General features: G+C 75.5%; 19 protein-coding genes. 10 read left to right on the forward strand and 9 right to left on the reverse strand.

The features are described from left to right. Both L1885_RS09265 and L1885_RS09270 read right to left on the reverse strand, forming a co-directional pair. Nucleotides 1–911, reverse strand: a 911-nt coding sequence (locus tag L1885_RS09265; protein ID WP_235796540.1) for a hypothetical protein, incomplete at its 3' end; no start/stop codon positions are given. A gap of 662 nt (nucleotides 912–1,573) precedes the next feature. Continuing rightward, nucleotides 1,574–2,152: a TetR/AcrR family transcriptional regulator gene (locus L1885_RS09270; RefSeq protein WP_235796541.1), complete on the reverse strand. Its 579-nt coding sequence runs from the start codon at nucleotides 2,150–2,152 to the stop codon at nucleotides 1,574–1,576. A gap of 116 nt (nucleotides 2,153–2,268) precedes the next feature. Here L1885_RS09270 and L1885_RS09275 point away from each other — a divergent pair, with 116 nt between their 5' ends. Then, nucleotides 2,269–3,150 (forward strand): SDR family oxidoreductase, encoded by an 882-nt coding sequence (locus L1885_RS09275; RefSeq protein WP_235796542.1) that lies wholly within the window; start codon nucleotides 2,269–2,271, stop codon nucleotides 3,148–3,150. A gap of 202 nt (nucleotides 3,151–3,352) precedes the next feature. Here L1885_RS09275 and L1885_RS09280 read toward each other — a convergent pair whose 3' ends face one another. Then, nucleotides 3,353–3,988 carry an SGNH/GDSL hydrolase family protein gene (locus L1885_RS09280; RefSeq protein WP_235796543.1) on the reverse strand — a complete coding sequence of 212 codons (636 nt, stop codon included), beginning with the start codon at nucleotides 3,986–3,988 and terminating at the stop codon, nucleotides 3,353–3,355. A 401-nt stretch (nucleotides 3,989–4,389) separates the two neighbouring features. Between L1885_RS09280 and L1885_RS09285 the strand changes: the two genes are divergently transcribed. Further along, complete coding sequence (locus L1885_RS09285; RefSeq protein WP_235796544.1) at nucleotides 4,390–4,761, forward strand: DUF488 domain-containing protein; 372 nt, start codon at nucleotides 4,390–4,392, stop codon at nucleotides 4,759–4,761. A 155-nt stretch (nucleotides 4,762–4,916) separates the two neighbouring features. Further along, nucleotides 4,917–6,080, forward strand: coding sequence for an isocitrate/isopropylmalate family dehydrogenase (locus tag L1885_RS09290; protein WP_235796545.1), 1,164 nt, complete (start codon nucleotides 4,917–4,919; stop codon nucleotides 6,078–6,080). A 72-nt stretch (nucleotides 6,081–6,152) separates the two neighbouring features. Here L1885_RS09290 and L1885_RS09295 read toward each other — a convergent pair whose 3' ends face one another. Next, nucleotides 6,153–6,686 (reverse strand): hypothetical protein, encoded by a 534-nt coding sequence (locus L1885_RS09295; protein WP_235796546.1) that lies wholly within the window; start codon nucleotides 6,684–6,686, stop codon nucleotides 6,153–6,155. A gap of 219 nt (nucleotides 6,687–6,905) precedes the next feature. On the opposite strand from L1885_RS09295, the gene L1885_RS09300 reads away from it, so the two are divergent. The 5 genes from L1885_RS09300 (at nucleotide 6,906) to L1885_RS09320 (ending at nucleotide 11,156) form a co-directional block, all read left to right on the forward strand. Continuing rightward, nucleotides 6,906–7,613, forward strand: coding sequence for a M24 family metallopeptidase (locus L1885_RS09300; protein WP_235796547.1), 708 nt, complete (start codon nucleotides 6,906–6,908; stop codon nucleotides 7,611–7,613). 242 nt (nucleotides 7,614–7,855) lie between these two features. Further along, the gene (locus tag L1885_RS09305; protein WP_235796548.1) at nucleotides 7,856–8,551 is read left to right on the forward strand and encodes a TetR/AcrR family transcriptional regulator; all 696 of its coding nucleotides are present in this window, start codon (nucleotides 7,856–7,858) and stop codon (nucleotides 8,549–8,551) included. A 391-nt stretch (nucleotides 8,552–8,942) separates the two neighbouring features. After that, nucleotides 8,943–10,085: an FAD-dependent oxidoreductase gene (locus L1885_RS09310; RefSeq protein ID WP_235796549.1), complete on the forward strand. Its 1,143-nt coding sequence runs from the start codon at nucleotides 8,943–8,945 to the stop codon at nucleotides 10,083–10,085. 125 nt (nucleotides 10,086–10,210) lie between these two features. Continuing rightward, nucleotides 10,211–10,552, forward strand: coding sequence for an STAS domain-containing protein (locus L1885_RS09315; RefSeq protein ID WP_235796550.1), 342 nt, complete (start codon nucleotides 10,211–10,213; stop codon nucleotides 10,550–10,552). 133 nt (nucleotides 10,553–10,685) lie between these two features. Next, on the forward strand, nucleotides 10,686–11,156 hold the full coding sequence (locus tag L1885_RS09320) for an ATP-binding protein (RefSeq protein ID WP_235796551.1): 471 nt from the start codon (nucleotides 10,686–10,688) through the stop codon (nucleotides 11,154–11,156). 234 nt (nucleotides 11,157–11,390) lie between these two features. Here L1885_RS09320 and L1885_RS09325 read toward each other — a convergent pair whose 3' ends face one another. After that, nucleotides 11,391–12,365 (reverse strand): AraC family transcriptional regulator, encoded by a 975-nt coding sequence (locus L1885_RS09325; RefSeq protein ID WP_235796552.1) that lies wholly within the window; start codon nucleotides 12,363–12,365, stop codon nucleotides 11,391–11,393. A gap of 158 nt (nucleotides 12,366–12,523) precedes the next feature. Between L1885_RS09325 and L1885_RS09330 the strand changes: the two genes are divergently transcribed. Together L1885_RS09330 and L1885_RS09335 are read left to right on the forward strand one after the other, a co-directional pair. Next, nucleotides 12,524–13,606 (forward strand): aldo/keto reductase, encoded by a 1,083-nt coding sequence (locus L1885_RS09330; RefSeq protein WP_235796553.1) that lies wholly within the window; start codon nucleotides 12,524–12,526, stop codon nucleotides 13,604–13,606. 508 nt (nucleotides 13,607–14,114) lie between these two features. Continuing rightward, nucleotides 14,115–14,990 carry an SGNH/GDSL hydrolase family protein gene (locus L1885_RS09335; protein ID WP_235796554.1) on the forward strand — a complete coding sequence of 292 codons (876 nt, stop codon included), beginning with the start codon at nucleotides 14,115–14,117 and terminating at the stop codon, nucleotides 14,988–14,990. Between the two features lie 114 nt (nucleotides 14,991–15,104). Here the strand turns inward: L1885_RS09335 and L1885_RS09340 are convergent, their stop codons facing one another. From L1885_RS09340 to L1885_RS09355, 4 genes are all read right to left on the reverse strand, one after another. Continuing rightward, nucleotides 15,105–15,308, reverse strand: a complete 204-nt coding sequence (locus L1885_RS09340; RefSeq protein WP_235796555.1) for a hypothetical protein — start codon at nucleotides 15,306–15,308, stop codon at nucleotides 15,105–15,107. A 340-nt stretch (nucleotides 15,309–15,648) separates the two neighbouring features. Beyond that, nucleotides 15,649–15,999, reverse strand: coding sequence for an STAS domain-containing protein (locus L1885_RS09345; protein ID WP_235796556.1), 351 nt, complete (start codon nucleotides 15,997–15,999; stop codon nucleotides 15,649–15,651). Nucleotides 16,000–16,094: 95 nt separating this feature from the next. Continuing rightward, entirely contained in the window at nucleotides 16,095–18,065 is a 1,971-nt protein-coding gene (locus tag L1885_RS09350; protein ID WP_235796557.1) for a GAF domain-containing SpoIIE family protein phosphatase, read from the reverse strand. A 197-nt stretch (nucleotides 18,066–18,262) separates the two neighbouring features. Continuing rightward, a partial coding sequence (locus L1885_RS09355) for a 2Fe-2S iron-sulfur cluster-binding protein (protein WP_268983857.1) occupies nucleotides 18,263–19,224 on the reverse strand: 962 nt, incomplete at its 5' end.

Genomic DNA, 19,224 nt, shown 5'->3' on the forward strand with positions numbered 1-19,224 from the left:
CGTCCCGCGGCCTCGTCGGCGAGGGCGTGGCCCCGGTCCTGCGGCGCGGCGCGCAGGGCACGCGCGGCGGACTTGGCGGCGGCCGCCGGGGCGGTCTCCCCGACGATGCCGCCGCGCACCCGCGCGAGCGAACCGACGGTGAGGACCGGGGAGTTGCCGGTCGCCGTGAGCTTGCCCGCGACGATGGTGTTGTCGAGCACGGCGGCCGCGGTGTTGTCGGTGACGGTGAGGGTCTTGGCCAGGTAGGTGGCGCCCGCGCAGGAGCCGAGGGGCCCGTCGCCGCCGAGCTGGAGCGTGTCGCCGTTGTGGTCGTACTCGGCGGCCCCGCCGACCTCGCTCGCGCACAGCACACCGCCGAGCGCGTTGCCGCCGACGGTCAGGGCGCCCTTGACGGTGGTGTCGTAGACGTCCGCGTAGAGGCCGCCGGTGCCGGCGAGCGCCCCCTTGACCGAGCTGCCGGACACGTACAGTTCGCCGCCGTCCGAGCTGATCCCGCCGCTCGCGGTGGCGCCGACGGCGTAGAGGAAGCCGCCGCTCGCCGCGGCCGACTTGACCGACGTGTCCTGGACGTGGGTGCCGAAGGCGTCGGACGCGGTGACGTCTCCCTTGAGCGTGGAGTCCGCGACGTCGAGGTAGGCGCCCTTGCCGACGTCGACGGCCCCGTTGAACGTGACGCCGGAGGCGACGAGGTCGGCTCCGTCCTGGACGGTCACCTTCCCGGTGACCTTGGTGCCCTCCAGGGTGCAGGACTCCCCCGCGGGTACCACGAGGTCGCCGCGCACGGTGACGGCACCGCCGTCGCCGACACAGGTGGTGTACAGCGCGGCCTGCGCGGTCCCGGAGAGTGCCATCAGGCTCCCGGAGGCCACGAGGGTGGCGGTGGCCGTCACGACGTAGCTGCGTAGCTTCATGTGCGCTTCCCCTTCTTGCTGCCGACACGGCCGCACCGGTGCGCGGCCGGGCCCCGCGCGGGGCGGGGGTGCTGCGGGTTGCGTGAGCGTGTGCCTCGGGCGAGGCCGGCCGCGTACGGGACGGTCCGCCGTGGGGGGAAGGAGGCGTGCGGAGCTGGCGTCATCCGGGCGGGGCAACCGCCCGGTGGCCCGAGACATTAGGGGCCCTCCGCGAGGGGTGTCCAGAGGTTTCACCGGAACCGGGCAAAAGTTCTTGATGATCCGTCAAAACTTCTGCTGGATTCGGCAATTGTCTCCGGAGGGCGTACCGGCGGGTACGACGGTGCGGCGCGACGGCCGCGGCGGCGGAGCGAGCACGCGGTATCAACGCAGGTGGGAGCCCGACGACCCGGCCGGGGAAGGCGGCGCCCGGCGTCCGCCCCGGGCGGCCGGAAGGCAGCGTTCCGGTCCGGCCGGCGATCTCGTCTCCCCGTTCGTACGGACTCGACGGCGGGTCTCGCGACGTGGGCGGGGGGCGGAGCGCGGGCCTCGGCCCGCGTCCGCCGGTACGGCGGCAGCCACCGGGCACCGGGACGTGCCGGCCGTCCGCCCCGGCCGTCCACCCCGTCAGCACGTTGCCGGGCGCCCGGCTCGTGCGGCCGTCCGCGCGTCCCGCCGGCCGGTCAGTCGAGCGACGCGCTCGCCGTGCGCAGTTCGTCCAGGGCCGCCAGCAGGTGGCCGGCGAGTCCGTCCTCGTCGCCGCGTTCACCCTCGGACCACTCGGCGTAGCCCCGCTTGAAGGCCAGCACCCCCAGTTCGCCCGCGACGGCCGCCGCGGCGTCGGGAACGCCGCGTGCGGCGAGAGCGGTCGTCATCGCGTCGGCGAGACCCACGCTCTTGAGGGCGTCGCGCTCCTGCAGTTCGGCGCTTGCGGCGACGGCCGCCTTCAGGCGGGGGCCGAGTTCGCGGTTCATCGGCCCCATCGCGCTCGACGCCCGTTCGAGACCGGCGGCGACGGCCCGGAGCGGGCCGGCGTCGGCCGGCGCCTGCGCGATCCCCTCGGTCAGCAGCCGGCTCAGCGTCTCCTGCCCGGCCACCAGCAGGTCGCGCTTGTCCGGGAAGTGCCGGAAGAAGGTGCTCTTCGTAACCCCCGCTCGCTCGGCGATCTGCGTGACGGTCGTCGCGTCGTAGCCCTGCTCGGTGAACAGGTCGACCGCGGCGACGACGAGGCGTTCACGCGCGCCCGGCTCCCATCTGCCCATGGGGCAAGCATAAGCGACGGGACCGTTGTCCCATGACCGCCCGCGACCCTGCTAGCGTATGTGACGGGACAAGAGTCCCATCACTTTGTTCCCCCCGTACTCGCCAAGGAGCTTCCATGCGCGTCTTCGTCACCGGTGGCACCGGTCTGGTCGGTTCCGCCGTCGTCGCCGAACTGCTCGGCAACGGACACACCGTCCTCGCCCTCGCCCGCTCCGACGCCTCGGCGGCAGCCGTGGAGGCGGCCGGCGCGGAGGCGCTCCGGGGCTCCCTCGCCGACCTGGAGGCCCTGCGCGCGGGCGTCGCCCGGGCCGACGGCGTGATCCACCTGGCGTTCGGCAACGACTTCAGCAGCCCCGAGGCCCTCGCGGGCAACGTCGCCGAGGAGAGCACCGCCATCGGCGTCCTCGGCGAGGAACTGGTCGGCAGCGAGCGGCCCTTCGTCACCGTCTCCGGAACGCCCCTCACGCCGGGCCGCCCCGCCACCGAGGCCGACCCGGTGCCGACGGACGGACCGGTCGGCGGCCGCGGCAGGGCGGTCACCTCGGCCCTCGGGCTCGCCTCGCGCGGGGTACGCGCATCCGCCGTACGCCTGCCGCGCACGGTCCACCACGACGGCGCGGGCGGCTTCGCCGGGCTGCTCACGGACATCGCACGCCGCAGCGGGGTGTCCGGCTACGCGGGCGACGGCTCGCAACGCTGGCCCGCGGTGCACGCTCTCGACGCGGCCGTCCTCTTCCGGCTCGCCCTGGAGCACGCGCCGGCCGGCACCAGCTGGCATGCGGTGGCCGACGAGGGGGACGCGGTGCGGGACATCGCCGCCGTCATCGGCAGCAGGCTGGGCCTGCCGGTCGAGTCGGTGCCCGCGGAGACGTACGGCCCGCTCGGCCCGATCTTCGCGAGCGACCAGCCCGCGTCGAGCGCCCACACCCGCAGCGCGCTCGGCTGGGAGCCGAGGCACCCCGGGCTCCTGGAGGACCTGGCGAACATCCGCCCCTGACCGGCGGCACGGCAGGCCGGTCGACGGCCGTCACGGGCGACCGGGCGACCGGGCGGCGGCCGGCGGCCGAGGCCCGGTCGCCGCTCGACGATCGGGCGGGTGACAGGGGCGCCCGGCCTTCCGGAAGGAGCGGGCGGGGAACAGGGGCGTCCCGGCCGGACGGAGGGAGCGGGCGCGGAACCCGGCGCGGCTCCAGGCCATGTCAGTCGGTCCGCACCAGTTCGGCCCAGGCCCGCGCGAGGACCGCGTGTCCGAGCGGCGTCGGATGGACGCCGTCGCCCGCGATCAGCTGCGGCGCGCCGTGCTCCCGCGCCGCCTGGTTGAGGAGCCCGTCGGCGGCGAGGAGTGCCGCGCCGAACTCCTCGGCCAGCCTGCGCACGACGTGGATGCGCGGATCGAGGTCCCTGCGCCACTCCCACTGCTCCGCCTCCACGGGCAGGAGGAACGGCTCGACGAGGAGCAGGTCCGCGGCGAGTTCGTCGCGTACACGGGTGAGCAGCAGGCGGTAGTCGCGCTCGTAGTCCGCGATCGTCGTGACCTCACCCGTCCTGTACCGGTACCAGGTGTCGTTGACACCGACGAGGACCGACACCAGATGGGGCTTGAGGGCGATGGTGTCCTCGTCCCAGCGCTTGCGCAGGTCCGCCACGCGGTCGCCGCTGACGCCCCGGTTCAGGAACGTCAGCTCCGGGCCCCCCGGCCGTTCCCGCAGCAGGTCCGCGGCCATGCGCGCGTAGCCGTTGCCGAGTCCGTCCCCGGGCTGGGCGCGCCGGGTCGTGTCCGTGATGCTGTCGCCCTGGAAAAGGACGGTCGAGCCGGCGGGCACACGCAGGGGCATCTCGTTCTCCGCGGTGGATCGGTGGATCGGTGGTCGGCGGTTCGGCGGATCGGCAGTTCGACGGATCGGTGGATCGGTGGATCGGTGGATCGGTGGATCGAGGGTTCAACGGGTTCGGTGGATCGGTGGTTCTTCAGGACGGTGGAGCGGTACCGGTGGGCCGGCCGGGCCTCGGGGCCGGTGACCGGTGACCGGGCGGTGCCCGCACGTTCGGGACGGCCGGCCCGCCCGCGCCCACCGTGCGCGTACCCCACAGCCCCGCAGTGCACACGGTCCGCCCCAGGTGAGCGACGGTCCGGCACACTCACCGCCCACGCACGGCGGCAGAAGAGCGCGCCTCGCGTCACGACCCCGGCCGGCACGACTGGCGCCGGCGCCGGAGCGCGTCGGACAATGAGGTCATGAAGACCGTACCGGACGTGCGTGTCGCGCGCGTGTACGAGGAGCCCGAGTCCGACGGCGGCGCCCGTGTCCTGGTCGACCGGCTCTGGCCGAGGGGGCTTTCGAAGGAGGCCGCACGGCTGGACGAGTGGCTCAAGGACGTGGCCCCGTCCACGGAGCTGCGGCACTGGTACCAGCACGAGCCGGAGCGCTTCGCGGAATTCGGCGCACGCTACCGCGCGGAACTGGCGGGCGCGGGGCAGGCCGCCGCACTCGACCGCCTCTCGGCGCTGTGCGACAGCGATACGGTCACGCTGCTGACCGCGACCAAGGACGTCGGCATCAGCCACGCGGCCGTGCTGGCCGGGGTCCTGACCGACACCGCGGCCTGACACCCGCCCGCACCCCGCGCCCGGCTCTCGCCCGCGCCGGGGCAGCCCCCTCTCCCCCACACCGCCCCGGCACGGGCGCCGCGCGGCTACGATCCGGTGGGGCCCTCCCCCGGCGGTCCTCCGGTCGCCCGGAGGGAGGCGGGGAGAGGGGAAGCATGACCGTCCACGACGTCGCGCTGATCAGGGGGGACGGCATCGGCCCCGAGCTGGTGGACGCGGCCCTCACCGTCCTGGCCAAGGTTTCCGACCTGTACGGGTTCGACATCGGCATCACCGAGGTCGACGCCGGTGCCGGTGCGTACGAGCGGACCGGCGAGGTACTGGACGCCGCAGGGCGCGCCGCCGTGGGCGCCGCCGACGCCGTCCTGACGGGGCCCGTGGGGCTGCCCTCCGTCCGGCTGCCGGACGGCACGACCGCGGGCCGGCTGGAGGGGATCCTGCACGCGGAACTCGGCCTGCACACGCGGCTGCGGCCCGTCGAGCTCCTGCCGGGCGTGCCCTCGCGGCTCGACGCGCGTCCGGGCAGCGTCGACTACGTCGTCGTCCGGGACATCGCCGCACCCCGGTACGTGCCGGGCGGGGCGGCCGGGAGCGACGGGGACGGCCGCGGGGGCGGGGACGGCAACAGCCGCGGGAACGGGGCCGGTCGGGGCCGGGGCGGCGCCGATGAGCGGCGAGGCGTGCAGGTTGACGAGGTGTCGGACACGCTGACCGTGGCGCGCGAGGACTGCGTGCGAACGGTGCGCCGCGCGTTCGAACTCGCACGCTCCCGCTCGGGCAGCCGGCGGGACCGGGTGCGCCGCGTCACCTGCGCCGACCGGGCCGACACCCTGCGCGGCATGCGCCTGCTGCGCGAGGTGTTCCTCGACGTGGCAGGGGACTACCCGGAGATCCGGGCGGAGTGCCTGTACGCCGACGCGGCGGCCGAGGCGCTGGTGACGGCCCCCGAGTACTTCGACGTGATCGTCACGGCGGACCCGGTGGGCGGGGTACTGAGCGCCCTGGGCGCCGGCACGGTCGGCGGCGCCGCGCTGTGCCCCTCGGGCGCGGTCGGCGACGCGGCGGGGTGCTTCGGTCCGGTGACCGGCAGCGCGCCGTCGCTCGCCGGGCGTCGCAGGGCGAACCCGGTCGGGCAGATCCTCGCCGCGGCGATGATGCTGGACCACCTCGGGGAGCCCGCCGCGGCGCGTTCCGTGCGCGAAGCGGTGCGCGGTGCGCTCGACATGGGGACGGTGCGGGTGGAGCGCGACGGCCGGTCGGACTGCGGTGCGGCCGCCGCCGCCGAGGCGATCGCCCGGGAGGTGCAGCCCGGGGCCTGACGCCGCGGAGGGGGGCGCCGTGCGGGAGCCGAGAGGCAACGGCCGGGCGGCGCGCAGCGCCCTCGGCTCCGTTCAGCCGGTGACGCGCGCCTGGAGGCGGACGAGGCCGGCGACGCCGAACTGCAGGATCAGGGGGAGCGTGTGGCGTCCGGAGACCCCGGTGACGTGGTGCAGCGCGACCGTGGGCCCGTCCTTGGCGCCGAAGGTCGTGCCGCCGTCGGCCTGGACGAGGATGCCCGCCGTGTTCATCGCCCCGTCCGCCTTCGGGTCGCGGCCCCCCGTGAGGGTGCCCCGGGCTCCGCCGGGTGCACCGACCATGTCGAGGTGGTCGGCGACCGTGCCGGAGTTCTTGACGGTCATGGTGAGTGTGCCGTCGCCGGACGCGTCGAGGTGGGCGACGGCGTCGGTGACCGACACCACCGAGCCGTTGGCACTCGCCTCCACCCGACCGGGCGTGCCGCTGGGCGCCGGCGCGGGCGACGCGTCGTCGTGCGAGGAGCCCCCGCCGCAACCGGTGAGGCACGCGGCCAGCACCGCGGGCAGTACGGCGCCCGTGACCGCGGTGGCGAGGGAGCTCTTCCGTGCCGTCTTCGCTTTACGTGCCATTACTGCATTATGCGAGCGGCCCGGGCGGCGGCGGCCACCGGGTCCGGCGCGTCCCGCCCCGCGACAGGAGGACGGACCGGGCAGGGGACAGACCGGCCGGGGGGACGGACCGCGCGCGGCAACATCCGCGCGGCGCGGCGCCGCATCGTGGGCGCCATGGCCCCGGTGGATCCGTCGCCCCCTCCCGCGGAGGCACTCCCCGGCTCTACGCTTCGGGCCATGACTGGTGGCGTGGTGGGGGAGAGCGAACGCGCGCGTCGGCTGCTCGACGCACAGGCCAAGGCGGAGGAACTGTTCGCCGAGGTGGAGCGGCGGGGGCTGCTGGCCCCCGGCGAGACGGAACAGGCCGTGAGCGACCGGATCAGGGACCTGGCCGACGAACTGCACGGGGTGCGCAGGTACTGGCACAAGCGCATCGTGCGCTCGGGCCCGCACACGCTGCACCCGTACCGGGAGAATCCGCCGGACCGGGTGATCGAGGAAGGCGACATCCTGTTCGCGGACTTCGGGCCGATCTTCGAGGAGTGGGAGGCCGACTTCGGCCGGACGTTCGTCCTCGGTGACGACCCGGCGAAGCTGCGGCTGCGGGACGCGCTGCCGGAGATCTTCGCGGCGGGCCGCCGCGCGTTCGAGGCCGATCCGGACATCACCGGCGAGCAGTTGTACGCGCGGGTCAGCCGGATCGCCGAGGAGGCCGGCTGGCAGCACGGCGGCGGCGCCCGCCACTGGGGCCATCTGGTGGGCGAGTTCCCGCACGAGAAGATCAACGGTGACGAGATCGCCTCCTACATCGCACCGGGGAGCGACCGCCCCATGCGCCGCCCCGACGCCCGCGGACGCTCCTGCCACTGGATCCTTGAGGTCCATCTCGTCGACCAGGAGCGGGGATTCGGCGGATTCTACGAGGAGTTGCTCGACCTGTTCTGATCCGGCCGCGGCACACCCCGCCGGCTCCGCCGTTCCCCGGCGTTCCCGCCGTCCCACGTCGTTCCCCGGCCGTCGCCCGGCGTTCGTGAGAAACACGTCCCGGGGCACGAGCCGGCAGACGAGGGGGGACGGCGCGGAGCGGGGGCGTCGGGCCGGGACGGGACGCCGGAGGGCTCCGGGCACGGGGACAGGCACGACGCGGGCACGGGCAGGGCGCCGAACGTGTTCGTTACGATCGGCTCATGACCGCCCGGAGAGAACCGATCAGCCGCCGCGAGCGCCCCGCCAAACCCGCTCTGACCAGGCAGGGCATCGTGGACACCGCCGTGCGGATCATGCGCGGCGAGGGGCTGGAGAAGGTGACCATGCGCCGGCTGGCGCAGGAGCTGGACACCGGCCCCGCCTCGCTGTACGTCTACGTCGCCAACACCGCCGAGCTGCACGCGGCCGTGCTGGACGCCCTGCTCGGCGAGGTCGACCTGGGCTCCGACGCCCCGGCGTCCGGCTGGCGCGAGCAGGTGAGCGCGGTCCTGGCCTCCTACACGTACGTGCTGTTCGAGCATCCCCAACTGGCGCGCTCCGCCCTGGTCGCGCGGCCCAGCGGCCCCCACTACCTTCGCCTGGTGGAGCGTCTGCTGCACCTGCTCGCCCGCAGCGGCGCCGGCACGGAACGGGTCGCGTGGGGTGTCGACACGCTGCTCCAGCACGCCACGGCGTCCGCCGCCGAGCACGGGACCCGGGAGCAGGACCCGGCCGGCCCGGCCGACTGGGACGCACTGACCCGGGCGGTCCACGAGGTCGACGAGGCCACGCACCCGACGATCCGGGCGCACCTTCCCGCGCTACTCGCCGGATCGGAGGCCGACCGCATGTCCTGGGGCTTCGACGTGGTGATCAACGGGATTCTCCACACCCCCGTCCCCGGCGCCGAGGCCTGACCCGGCCCTCCCCCGTCCCGCCGCTTCCCGACCCCGCCCCACAGCAGCCCGCACGCCACCGTCTCCCCGCCCCACCCCCCTGCCGCGGCCGTGCCGCGCCGCCGCGGCCGCCCCGCGCCGTCGAGCGCCCGCCGACCGCTGTCGGCCAGGGCCGAACTTGTTCGTAACGAACACGTTCGTTACGCTGAAGACATCCACCCGGGCGACCCGGGCGAACGGGCGACCCGGATGACCCGGGTGTCCCGGACGACCCGGTCGCGCCGCCCGACGCCGGCGCGACCGCGTGAGTCGTCCACCGTCCGCGCGACCACCCTTCTCCCGGCCCCAACCGGCCCCACCCGGCTGCTCCCGGGTTCCGCCGGTCGGGCCCACTTCCTTCACGGAGGACCCGATGAGCACCCATCACCCCGTCGCGATCATCGGCGGAGGCCTCGGCGGCCTCACCGCCGCACGGACCCTGCACGTGGGCGGCATCGCATCCGCCGTCTTCGAACTCGAGGCGTCCGCCGGGGCCCGCGCCCAGGGCGGCATGCTCGACATCCACGCGGACAGCGGCCAGGAGGCGCTGCGCGCCGCCGGCCTGTACGACGGCTTCCGCGCGCTCGTCCACGAGGGCGGCCAGGCCATGCGCCTGCTCGGCCCCGACGGAACGGTCCACGTCAGCGAGGCGGACGACGGGGACGGCGACCGCCCCGAGGTCGACCGCGGGCGCCTGCGCGACCTGCTGCTGTCCTCGCTCCCGGCCGGCACCGTGCGCTGGGGCCGACGGGTGACGAACGTGGGCACGCTCGGCGACGGCCGCCACGAGGTCGCTTTCGCGGACGGCTCCACGATCACCGCCGACCTCCTGATCGGGGCGGACGGGGCCTGGTCGCGCGTGCGGCCCCTGCTGTCGGACGCGGTGCCCGCGTACACCGGCGTCTCGTTCGTCGAGAGCGACCTGCGGGACGCCGACACCCGCCACCCGCGCAGTGCGGCGGTCGTGGGCGAGGGGTTCTTCCTCTGCCTGGGCGACCGGCGCGGCCTCCTCGCCCACCGCGAGAGCGACGGCAGCCTGCACGCCTACACCGCGCTCAGGGCGGCGCGCGACTGGCTGGACACCATCGACTTCGCCGACACGGCGGCGGCGAAGGCCGCGGTCCTGTCCCACTTCGAGGGCTGGGACGAGTCGGTCCGCGGCCTGATCGCCGAAGCCGACGGCGCACTGGTCCCCCGCCGCATCCACGCGCTGCCGGTGGGCCACCGCTGGGACCGCGTCCCGGGGGTGACGCTCCTGGGCGACGCGGCGCACCTCATGTCCCCGTTCGCAGGCGAGGGCGCCAACCTGGCGATGCTCGACGGCGCCTCGCTCGGGCGGTCCCTCGCGGCCCACCCCGGCGACCCGGAGGCCGCCCTGGCCGCGTACGAGGCGGCCCTCTTCCCGCGCAGCGAGGCAGCGGCCGCCCAGTCCGCCGGGAACCTGGAGTCGATGTTCGGCGGGCGCGGTCCGGAGCTGATGACGGCCTTCTTCTCGGGCACGGGGGCCGAGGTCTGACGGGCCGGAGCCGAGTGCGCCACATCCGCCGGAGTGCCGGCCGGCGCCCGGGCGGGGACCCCGCGCACGCCCTTTCTTCGGAGGCGGTCGCCCGCCTGGGCTCCGGGCATGAGAACCTGTGGCCCGTGCTGGAGAACAATTCTGCGGCGGTCGTCACCCGGACCACGGACAACGGCGGCCACATCGTGCGAGCGACGGGCTCCCTCGACGACGAGAACGCGTCGCTGCTGGAAGACGCCCTGGAACAGGCCGACCGGGAGCAGTCCCGGATGGTCGTGGTCGACCTGTCCGGAGTGTCGTTCGCCGACTCGACGGTGCTGCACGTGCTCCTCCAGGCGCGCAGGAGGAGCAGGCGGCTGGTGATCGCGGGCCCGCTCGGCGGCGTCGTGCTGCGACTGTTCGAGGCGACCGGGACCCGTTCCGCGTTCACGTTCGCGCCGACCGTAGAGGCGGCCCTGGCGCTGTGAACGGTCGGCGCGCGGCAGGGCGGCGCGCGCAGGGCCCGGCGGGCCGGGGTCCCCGGAGCGGGACCGGCAGCAGGTCCGTCGTCCGAAGGGGCGGCGGGACAGGGACGTACGAGGGCGACGAGGGGGGACGGACGTGACCTACGCGAGGGGAAGCGACGGGGCGCGCGCGGCCTCCGGCGGCGGCCTGCCGACCAGGGCGGCCGAGGCCCGCAGCCTCGTGCACGCCCTGCTCCTGCGCACGGGGCTGGGCGAGGGCCCGCCCCACGAGGCGGTACTCGCCGACGCGCTGCTGCTCACCTCCGAGCTCGTCACCAACGCCCTGCGGCACGGCGGCGGGGTGACGGGCTTCTCGGCGCACGTGGTGGACGGCAGCCTCGTGGTGACCGTGGCCGACGCGAGTACGCAGGTCCCGACGGCCCGCCCGCCCCGGGCCGACTTCGTGGCGGGCGGCTACGGCTGGCCGCTGGTGTGCCGCCTCGCCGGCACGCCCGACGTGATCGTCACCGCCACCGGCAAGACCGTACGGGCGGTCCTGCCGCTGCACCCGTCCGGCGCCGCGCCGCCGGCGCCGGAGCCGCGGCCCGCCGGCCCCTTGGCGGGCTGAGCGGCCACCGTCCGGGACCGTTCGGGTCAGGCGTCGGGGCTCCAGGGCCCGAGCGCGAGGAACCGGGGCCGCTCCCGCATCGGTCCGGACAGGCGTCGGGGCCACGGAAGCCCGGACGACGAGGAGCCGGGGCCACTCGCGCACCCGTCCGGCAGGGCGCCTTCCGCGCCCGCGGTGCGCGGCCTGCGGCCGCACTCCCGCCGCGGGCGCCCACCCCGCCGCCCGCCTGCCGTCTCACAGCGGCCCCCCGCCCGCCGCGGCACCCTGGGCGCGCTCCCGCAGGCGGACCGCGTCCCGGCCCGGCGGGACACCGAAGCGCCTGCGGTACTCGCGGTTGAACTGCGAGGCGCTGTCGTAGCCCACCGCGTAGCCCGCGGACGCGACGTCCCGGGGGCCCGCAAGGAGCAGCAGGCGTGCCTCCTGGAGGCGGATGTCCTTCTGGTACTGGATGGGCGTCATCGCGGTCACGGCGCGGAAGTGCCGGTGGAACGCCGAGGCGCTCATGCCGGACATCCGGGCCAGTTCCTCGACGCGGACCGGCTCGGCGAAACGGTCCCTCAGGGCGCGGATCGCCCGGCCGATGTGGGACAGGCGGCTGTCCGCGAGGCCGATCTGCCGGACGAGGCCGCCCTTCGGGCCGGTGAGCAGCCGCCAGAGGATCTCCCGCTCGATCATCGGGGCCAGGACCGGCACGTCGGCGGGGCGTGCGAGCAGCCGCACCATGCGCACGACGGCGTCCAGCAGGTCGTCCGAGGCGTCGCCGACCACGATGCCCGGCGGGGCGGTGGCCCTGCCCCCGCCGCGCCCGCCGCCAGGGGGTCCGCCGTCGTCGCCCGGTGCCGCCGCCCCGGCCTCCAGCAGCAGGGAGGCCACGGCCGCCGGGCGGAGCGTGAGCCCGAAGCCGAGGAAGGGGCGTTCGCGGGTGGCCCGCGTGTAGTGGCCGGTCACGGGCAGTCCGACGGACACGACGAGGTACTGGCCCGCCCCGTAGTCGTGGACGCGGTCGCCGAGCGTCAGCCTCTTCGCGCCCTGGGCGACCACGGCGAGGACCGGCTCGGCCACGGTCGACGAGGGCGGTCCCGGCTCCTCCACCGAGGAGACCATCACGCCCTCCACCGCGCCGGGGCGTGCCGCCAGGCGGGCGATCAGGGAGCGCAGCTCGTCGAGGGACGGGCGGCCGCCGGGGGTTGCCAGGTCGGTGGAGGACACGTTCCATACAACCACGCCCCACTCGGTCGCGACCGCGACGGCAGCATGAAGTCGGCAGGATCGTGCAAGGCAGCGGCAGGATCGGTCTCACGTCCCCGCAGGTGGAAGCGGTTCACTCGGAGCTGTCGGCAGATCCACTCCGATCAGGGGAGCAGAGAATGACACTCGACGCATATGTGAGCCTCGGCCGCTCGGGCCTCGCCGTGAGCCCGTTCTGCCTGGGCGCGATGAACTTCGGGGAGGACGGCGGGAGCGGCTGCGACGTCGCGGAGTCCGAGCGGATCCTGGGCACGTATCTGGACCACGGCGGGAACTTCGTCGACACCGCCAACTTCTACACGAACGGGCACTCGGAGAAGATCCTCGGGGACTTCTTCGCCCGGCAGCCGGGGTTGCGGGACCGTGTCGTCCTCGCGACGAAGTTCTTCGGGAACCTGCACGTCGGCGACCCGAACGGCGGCGGTGCCGGCCGCAAGGCCCTCGTCGCGCAGTTGGAGGCCTCGCTGCGGCGGCTGCGGACGGACTGCGTCGACCTGTACTGGCTGCACAACCACGACTGGTCGACCCCGGTCGAGGAGACGCTGCGCACGCTGGACGACCTGGTGACGGCGGGGAAGATCCGCTACGTGGGGTTCTCCGACACGCCCGCCTGGTTCACCGCGAAGGCCCACACCACGGCCCTGCTGCGGGGCTGGACGCCCGTGACCGCTCTGCAGATGGAGTACTCGCTGCTGGAGCGGACCATCGAGGGCGAACTGATCCCGCTGGCGCGGGACGCGGGCATGGGGATGCTGCCGTGGAGCCCCCTCAAGAGCGGCTACCTGTCCGGGAAGTACACCCGGGCGAACGGGATCCCCGCGGGCACCCGCAGGTCTGCGGTGCTCGGCGCGCCGAGCGAGGCGCAGTACACCGTGATCGACGCGCTGGCGGCGGTGGCCGAGGAGGCGGGGGCGAGCCCGGCCGCGGTCGCGCTCGCGTGGGTCCAGGGCAGGCCCGGCGTGACCTCCACGCTGATCGGGCCCCGCAGCGTCGAGCACCTGGAGGCGAACCTGGCGGGTCTCGAAGTGCGGCTGACGGACGATCAGCGCGCCCGCCTGGACGCCGTGTCGGAGCCCGCGCTGAACTTCCCGGCCGACCTCAACCGGCAGGTCGGGCCGATGCTCAAGTACGCGGGCGCGACCGTCGACGGGCTGCGGACCGCCGTCTACCCGCCGCTGGCGCAGAGCACGGCCCGCTACTGAACACACGGCCGTGCGGCCTCGGAACGTCGCCCGGCAGTACGCGTTCCGGGGCCGACCCGGGCAGATCCGGGCAGATCCGGGGCCGATCGGGGGGGGGAGGGCCCGGCACGATTGCGCCGCCGTGCGACGGATGCGCGGGGCGCGCCCGACCGCGGGGCGCGCCCGACCGCCGAGCACGCTCCCGCCCGGCGCTCCTCCGCGAGTCCCCCCGGCGGCTCCCGCCGCCTTCACCCCCGGCACTCCTCCCCCTTCCGCCCCGCCCGCCCCTGTCGCCCCCGGCGCGTCTCCCTCCCCTTTCTCCCCTCGCCCACCTGGCGTCTCCTCATGCCGCATCCCGCCGCGCACCCGTGACCCCTGCGCGCGTTCCCGCGTTTTTCAGCCGTACGGAAGAGGTCCTGCGCGAACCGTTGACCGGAACTTAACTGGCAAGTAACTTCCGCAGCGCGCCGCTCACTTCGCCACCCGGTCTCGGCCGGGCCCCCTCACGCCGAATACGAGGAGCACACAGATGTCGATGCGCGCCCTGGTCCGAGGTCTCACCGCCGCCACCGCAGTGGCGGGCGCGGTGGCACTCGGGATCACCGCCCCCACCGCTCAGGCAGCCACCCCCCTTCCGTACGTCGCCCTGGGCGACAGCTACAGCGCGGGTTCGGGCGTTCTGCCGCTCGATCCGACGGCCCCGCTGCTGTGCGCACGTTCGAGTGCCGACTACCCCCACGTCCTGGCCGCCCGCACCGGGGCGCGGCTGACCGATGTCACCTGCGGCGGGGCCGAGACGAAGGACTTCGCCGCGTCCCAGTACCCGGGCGTGGCACCGCAGCTCGACGCGCTGGACGGCAGCACCCGCCTGGTGACGCTCACCATCGGCGGGAACGACAGCAACACCTTCATCGACGCGATCCTCGCGTGCGGTTCGGCCGGGATCCTGACCCTCGGCCAGGGCGCGCCGTGCACCTCCCTGTACGGCGACTCGTTCGACCACACCATCGACACCACCACCTACCCGGCCGTGCGCGACGCGCTGCGGCAGGTGCGGGACAAGGCGCCGAACGCCCGCGTCGCGGTCCTCGGCTACCCGTGGATCCTCCCGGCGAAGTCCGTTCCGGGGTGTTTCGCGAAGATGCCGATCGCATCCGGCGACGTCCCGTACCTGAGGGACCTCCAGACCCACCTCAACGCGGCCGTCGAGCACGCCGCCGAGGACACCGGCGCGACCTTCGTCGACATGGCGGCGGCCTCGGAGGGGCACGACGCGTGCGCCCCGGCGAGCACGCGCTGGATCGAGCCCGTCCTGTTCGGCACGAACTACGTGCCCGTCCACCCCAACGCCACGGGCGAGCGGCAGATGGCGGAGCGGACGCTGTCGGTGCTGGGCGAGGACTGATCCGGGTCCCGGCTTCCCTCCCCGGGGCCGCACCACGAACGGCGGCGGCCCCGCACCCGGTTCGGGGTGCGGGGCCGCCGCGGTGTCCGGCCCGGCCGGAGGGGGTGCGTGCGACTACTCGGCGCCGCCCGCGATGAAGCCGCCCTCGGCGTGCGTGATGCCGTAGGGGCCGCCGATGTTGGTGAAGCTGCCGTGGCCGGCGGCGAAGCCGATGGCGGGGCCGTCGTTGCCGTCCGCGAACGCCGTGCCCGAGACGGGGCCGAGGGCGAGGACGCCGAGAGCGATCACGGCCGCGGCACGGGCGAGGTTCTTGCGCATGCGGTACCTCCTGCTGATGGTAGTGACGCGGGTTTCCTCACCGGTCGGCCGGCGTCCGTACCCGTCCGGGCGGGGAGTTGCCTCTTCCGAGTGACCACGTTGCTGCACCCGTAGGCGCCGGGCCGGGTGCCTGCGGCTCGCGGCCGCCCCGGGCGGCACGCACCGGCGGGCGAGCGCGGCGCGAGATCTGGCGTACCGTCAGGCGACGCCCGTCAGGGACTCGTTGCCGGCCTGCCCCGCACGGCGGGCCTCGTGCTCCCCGGCTCCGCACGGGCACGAACCGTGCGGGTCGTGGCCGGGCCCCGTGTTCGCCCGGCGCGTGGTCACCGCGTCGCCGGGCTCAGGCCTCCGTGTCGCGCAGCGCGTCGTCGAGCGTCTCGTACCTGGCGAAGAACTCGCGTGTTCCGGAGGCCTCCAGCGTGCGGTCCACCGCCGGTGCGAACGGCCCGGCCAGCACGAGTCCCCCGTGCCCCCGGACGTCGAGGAAGACGGCCAGCACGTCGATGCCGAGGCGCTCCACGCCGGCGAGGTCGACCACGAGCGGGAGGTCCCCCGCGGCGAGCAGCGCTTCGCGCACCGTGTCCTCCGCGAACCGGTCGAGCGGTCCGCGCAGCACGACGACGTGCCGTCCGCCCTGGTCGAAGGCGCGGGCGACGACGTCAGCCCGCCCGGCGAGGCCGTCGACAGCCATGGGGCAGCATCCTTCAACCGGGGTGGGTCCACGTGCCGGGGCGGCACGGGGTGAAGCGTCGCGACCGGGTCCGCCGGTGCACGCCCGGTGGCCCCTCACGCCAGGACACCTGCCCCGGTCGCGCCCGGCAACTCGTCGCCGGGCCGAATCCTTACCGCGAGCAGGGTGATGTCGTCCTCCCCGGGCGCCGCGGCGTGGCGGACCACGCGGTCGAGCAGGGCCGGCAGCGGCAGGGCCCGGTGTTCCGCGAGGAGGTCGGCGAGGCGCTGCGTGGCAGCGTCGATGTCCTCGCCGCGGCGTTCCACGACGCCGTCCGTGTAGAGGAAGAGGATCGAGCCCGGTCCGAGCGTCAGCCGGCGCTCGGACCGCGGCGGCGTGCCGAGCACGGGGTGCAGCATCGCGTCGTGCTCCACCAGGCGCGTCACCCGGCCCCGGCCGTCCAGCAGCAGCGGCATCGGATGGCCCGCGTTGGACCAGGTGAGCGTCCAGGAGCCGGCTTGCGCCGGGTCGAAGCGGGCATGGACGAGCGTGCCGCCGGGCTCCAGCAGCATGGAGGTGGAGGTCCGGTCCAGGGCCGCGAGGGCGGCGGCGGGCCCCTGTGAGGCGTGGTCGAAGGTCGCCTGGCGCAGCATGCTGCGGATCTGCCCCATGACGGTGGCGGCGTGCATGTCGTGGCCCGTGATGTCGCCCACCGTCACCACCACGGGATCGGGGTCGCCGTGCGGCTGCGCGGCCGGAAGCCGGTAGGCGTCGTACCAGTCCCCGCCGACCATGTCGTCGACCGCCGCCGGCACGTAGACGGCGGCGATCTCCAGCCCGTCGACGGCCGGCAGGTCGGTGAGCATCGCGGCCTGCAGCTGGTGCGCCACGGAGATCCGCTCGTCGACGAAGAGCGCGCGCTCCACCGCCTGGGCGACGTAGCCGGCCACGGCCGTGAACGTGGCGCGCTCTATGACGGCCACTTCGTGCCGTTGCGGCCAGCACAGGGCCAGGACGCCGAGGGGGCCCCTGCTGCCGGTGAGCGGGACGCACAGTGTCGCCGACATACCGAGGGCGTCCAGGCCCGCCAGTGCCTCCTCGCTGTACTCGGCGGCGAGGGCGTCCCGGTCCGGGACGAGGACGGTGCGGCCCTCGCGGAACGCCCGGGTGCTGGGAAACGCGGTGTCCAGCGGGACGAACGGCTGGTCCCCCTCGGCCCGGTACTCGACGTCGGGGTCCTGGACGCGGCGCAGCCCGCCGTTCTCGGCGAGCAGCAGCCCCACGTAACCGACCGGTTCGGCGAACAGGCTGCGCAGGCGGCGGCGCACGTCCTCGACGCCGACGCTCTGGGCGAGGTCCTCGGAGGCGGCGAGCAGCAGTTCCGCGTGCTGCAGGCCCTGGCGCGCCTGCTGCTCCAGCTCGCGTGCGGAGTCGCGCCCCTCCTCCGCCTCGTCCTGGGCGACCTCCGCGCTGCGGCGGGCCGCCTCGGCCCTGCCGCGCGCGGCGACCGCTCTCGCGCCGGTGAGTTCCGCGGTCTCCTGGGCCGAGCGGGCGCGCCGGTGCAGGTCCTGGGTGCGCCGGGCCAGGATCCGGGAACCGAGTTCCGCGGAGCAGGCGGCGGCCACGTCCTCGAGCGCGGCCAGCCCCTCGGCGTCCCAGGTGCGCGGACGGTCGTCGAGCGCGCACAGCGCGCCCAGGACGTGATGCGCCCCGTCGGTGACGGGGAGCGCGACACATGCCGCGCCGCCCGGGCCGCCGGCGGCGTCGCCGGGCCGTCTCGGGCCGTTCCCCGCCGCCTCCGTGAGCACGAACGGCCGGCCGGAGAGGACGGCGGTGCTCCAGGGCGCGTCGGACAGGGGGGCCGTGCGGGTCCTCGTCCACGGGCCGGGCGGGCCGAAGGCTCCCGGGAGGATCTGCCGGTCCTCCTCCAGCAGCGAGACGAACGCCAGCGGGACGCCGAGGACGCGGGCGGCCAGCCGCGCGAAGCGGTCCATCCCGTCGTCCGCGACCGCCGACAGGCCCGTCAGACGCAGGAGCGGTGCACGCTCCGGGCCTGCCGTGCGGCCAGGTGTCGCGCTGCGTGTCACGCCGGCCTCCCAGGCTCCGTTCCCGCTCCAGGTCCATGCCCCCGCTCGCGTTCCCCGTCGCGCGCGTCCCATGCCGCGAAGCGGTCCGGGACCGCCGCCGGGCGGCCCCCGGGCGGGGCCCGTACGCGGGGCGGCCGGGGGCACCGGCCCGGGGCGTGCCCTGGCGACCCGCCCCGGGCCGTGGCCGCGGCCCCCGGCTACAGGTCGAGCACCAGGTCCCCGTCCGGCCGCGAGCAGCAGATGAGGGCGGTGCCTTCGTCGGGCGGCTCGACGGGTTCCGGGTCGTAGGCGACGGCACCGGAGAACACGCCCGTCTGGCACGTGTGGCACACACCGGTGCGGCACGACCACTGCACCGGCACGTCGCATGCCTCGGCGAGGTCGAGCAGCGCGCTCCGGGGGCCGCTGCCCCAGGGCACGGTGAGCCCGCTGCGGGCGAACGTGATCGCGGGGCCCGGCGCGGCCGGGTCCCCGCCCTCCGGGGGATGCGGCGGGCGCTGCGCGGCCTTCGCGATGCCCGGGGTGAGGGAGGGCCCGGCGCCGAAGATCTCGCGGCGCACGTTCTCGGCGCGCAGTCCGCACGCCGTGAGCGCGCCGGTCATGGCGTCCATGAACGCGGCCGGGCCGCACAGGTACGCCTCGGCGTCCTGCGGCAGCCCCAGGGCGTCGACGGTGGCGCCGTCGAGGTGGCCGGCGTGCGTGTAGTCGGTGCCCCGGCGGTCCTGCGGCCGCGGCCGGCTGTAGCTCACGACGAGGCGCCCGTTGGGCAGCTCGCCGAGGAGGTGCCTGACCTCCCCGGCGAAGGCGTGGTCGGCTCCGTCGCGTGCCCCGTGGAGCCACCAGACGCGGCGGTCGCGGTCCCGGTCGACGACGGCCCGCAGCATGGCGAGGACGGGGGTGGCGCCCACGCCCGCCGAGGCGAGGACGAGGGGGCCGCCGCCGGGCGCGAGGGTGAAGGACCCGCGCGGGGCCGCGGCCTCCAGGAGGTCGCCGACGCGGACCCGGGTGTGGATGCGGGTGCTGGCCGCGCCGTGCTCCTCCCGCTTGACGCTGATGCGGTACGCGTCGTCGCCGGGGCGGCCGGACAGGGAGTAGCTGCGCACGAGCGGGGGCCCGCCGCCGGCCGGGTCCGCCGCCCCGGGCGCGGCCGCCCGCGCGG

This window comes from Streptomyces fuscigenes, from assembly GCF_021556455.1.
Classification (GTDB): Bacteria; Actinomycetota; Actinomycetes; order Streptomycetales; family Streptomycetaceae; genus Streptomyces; species Streptomyces fuscigenes.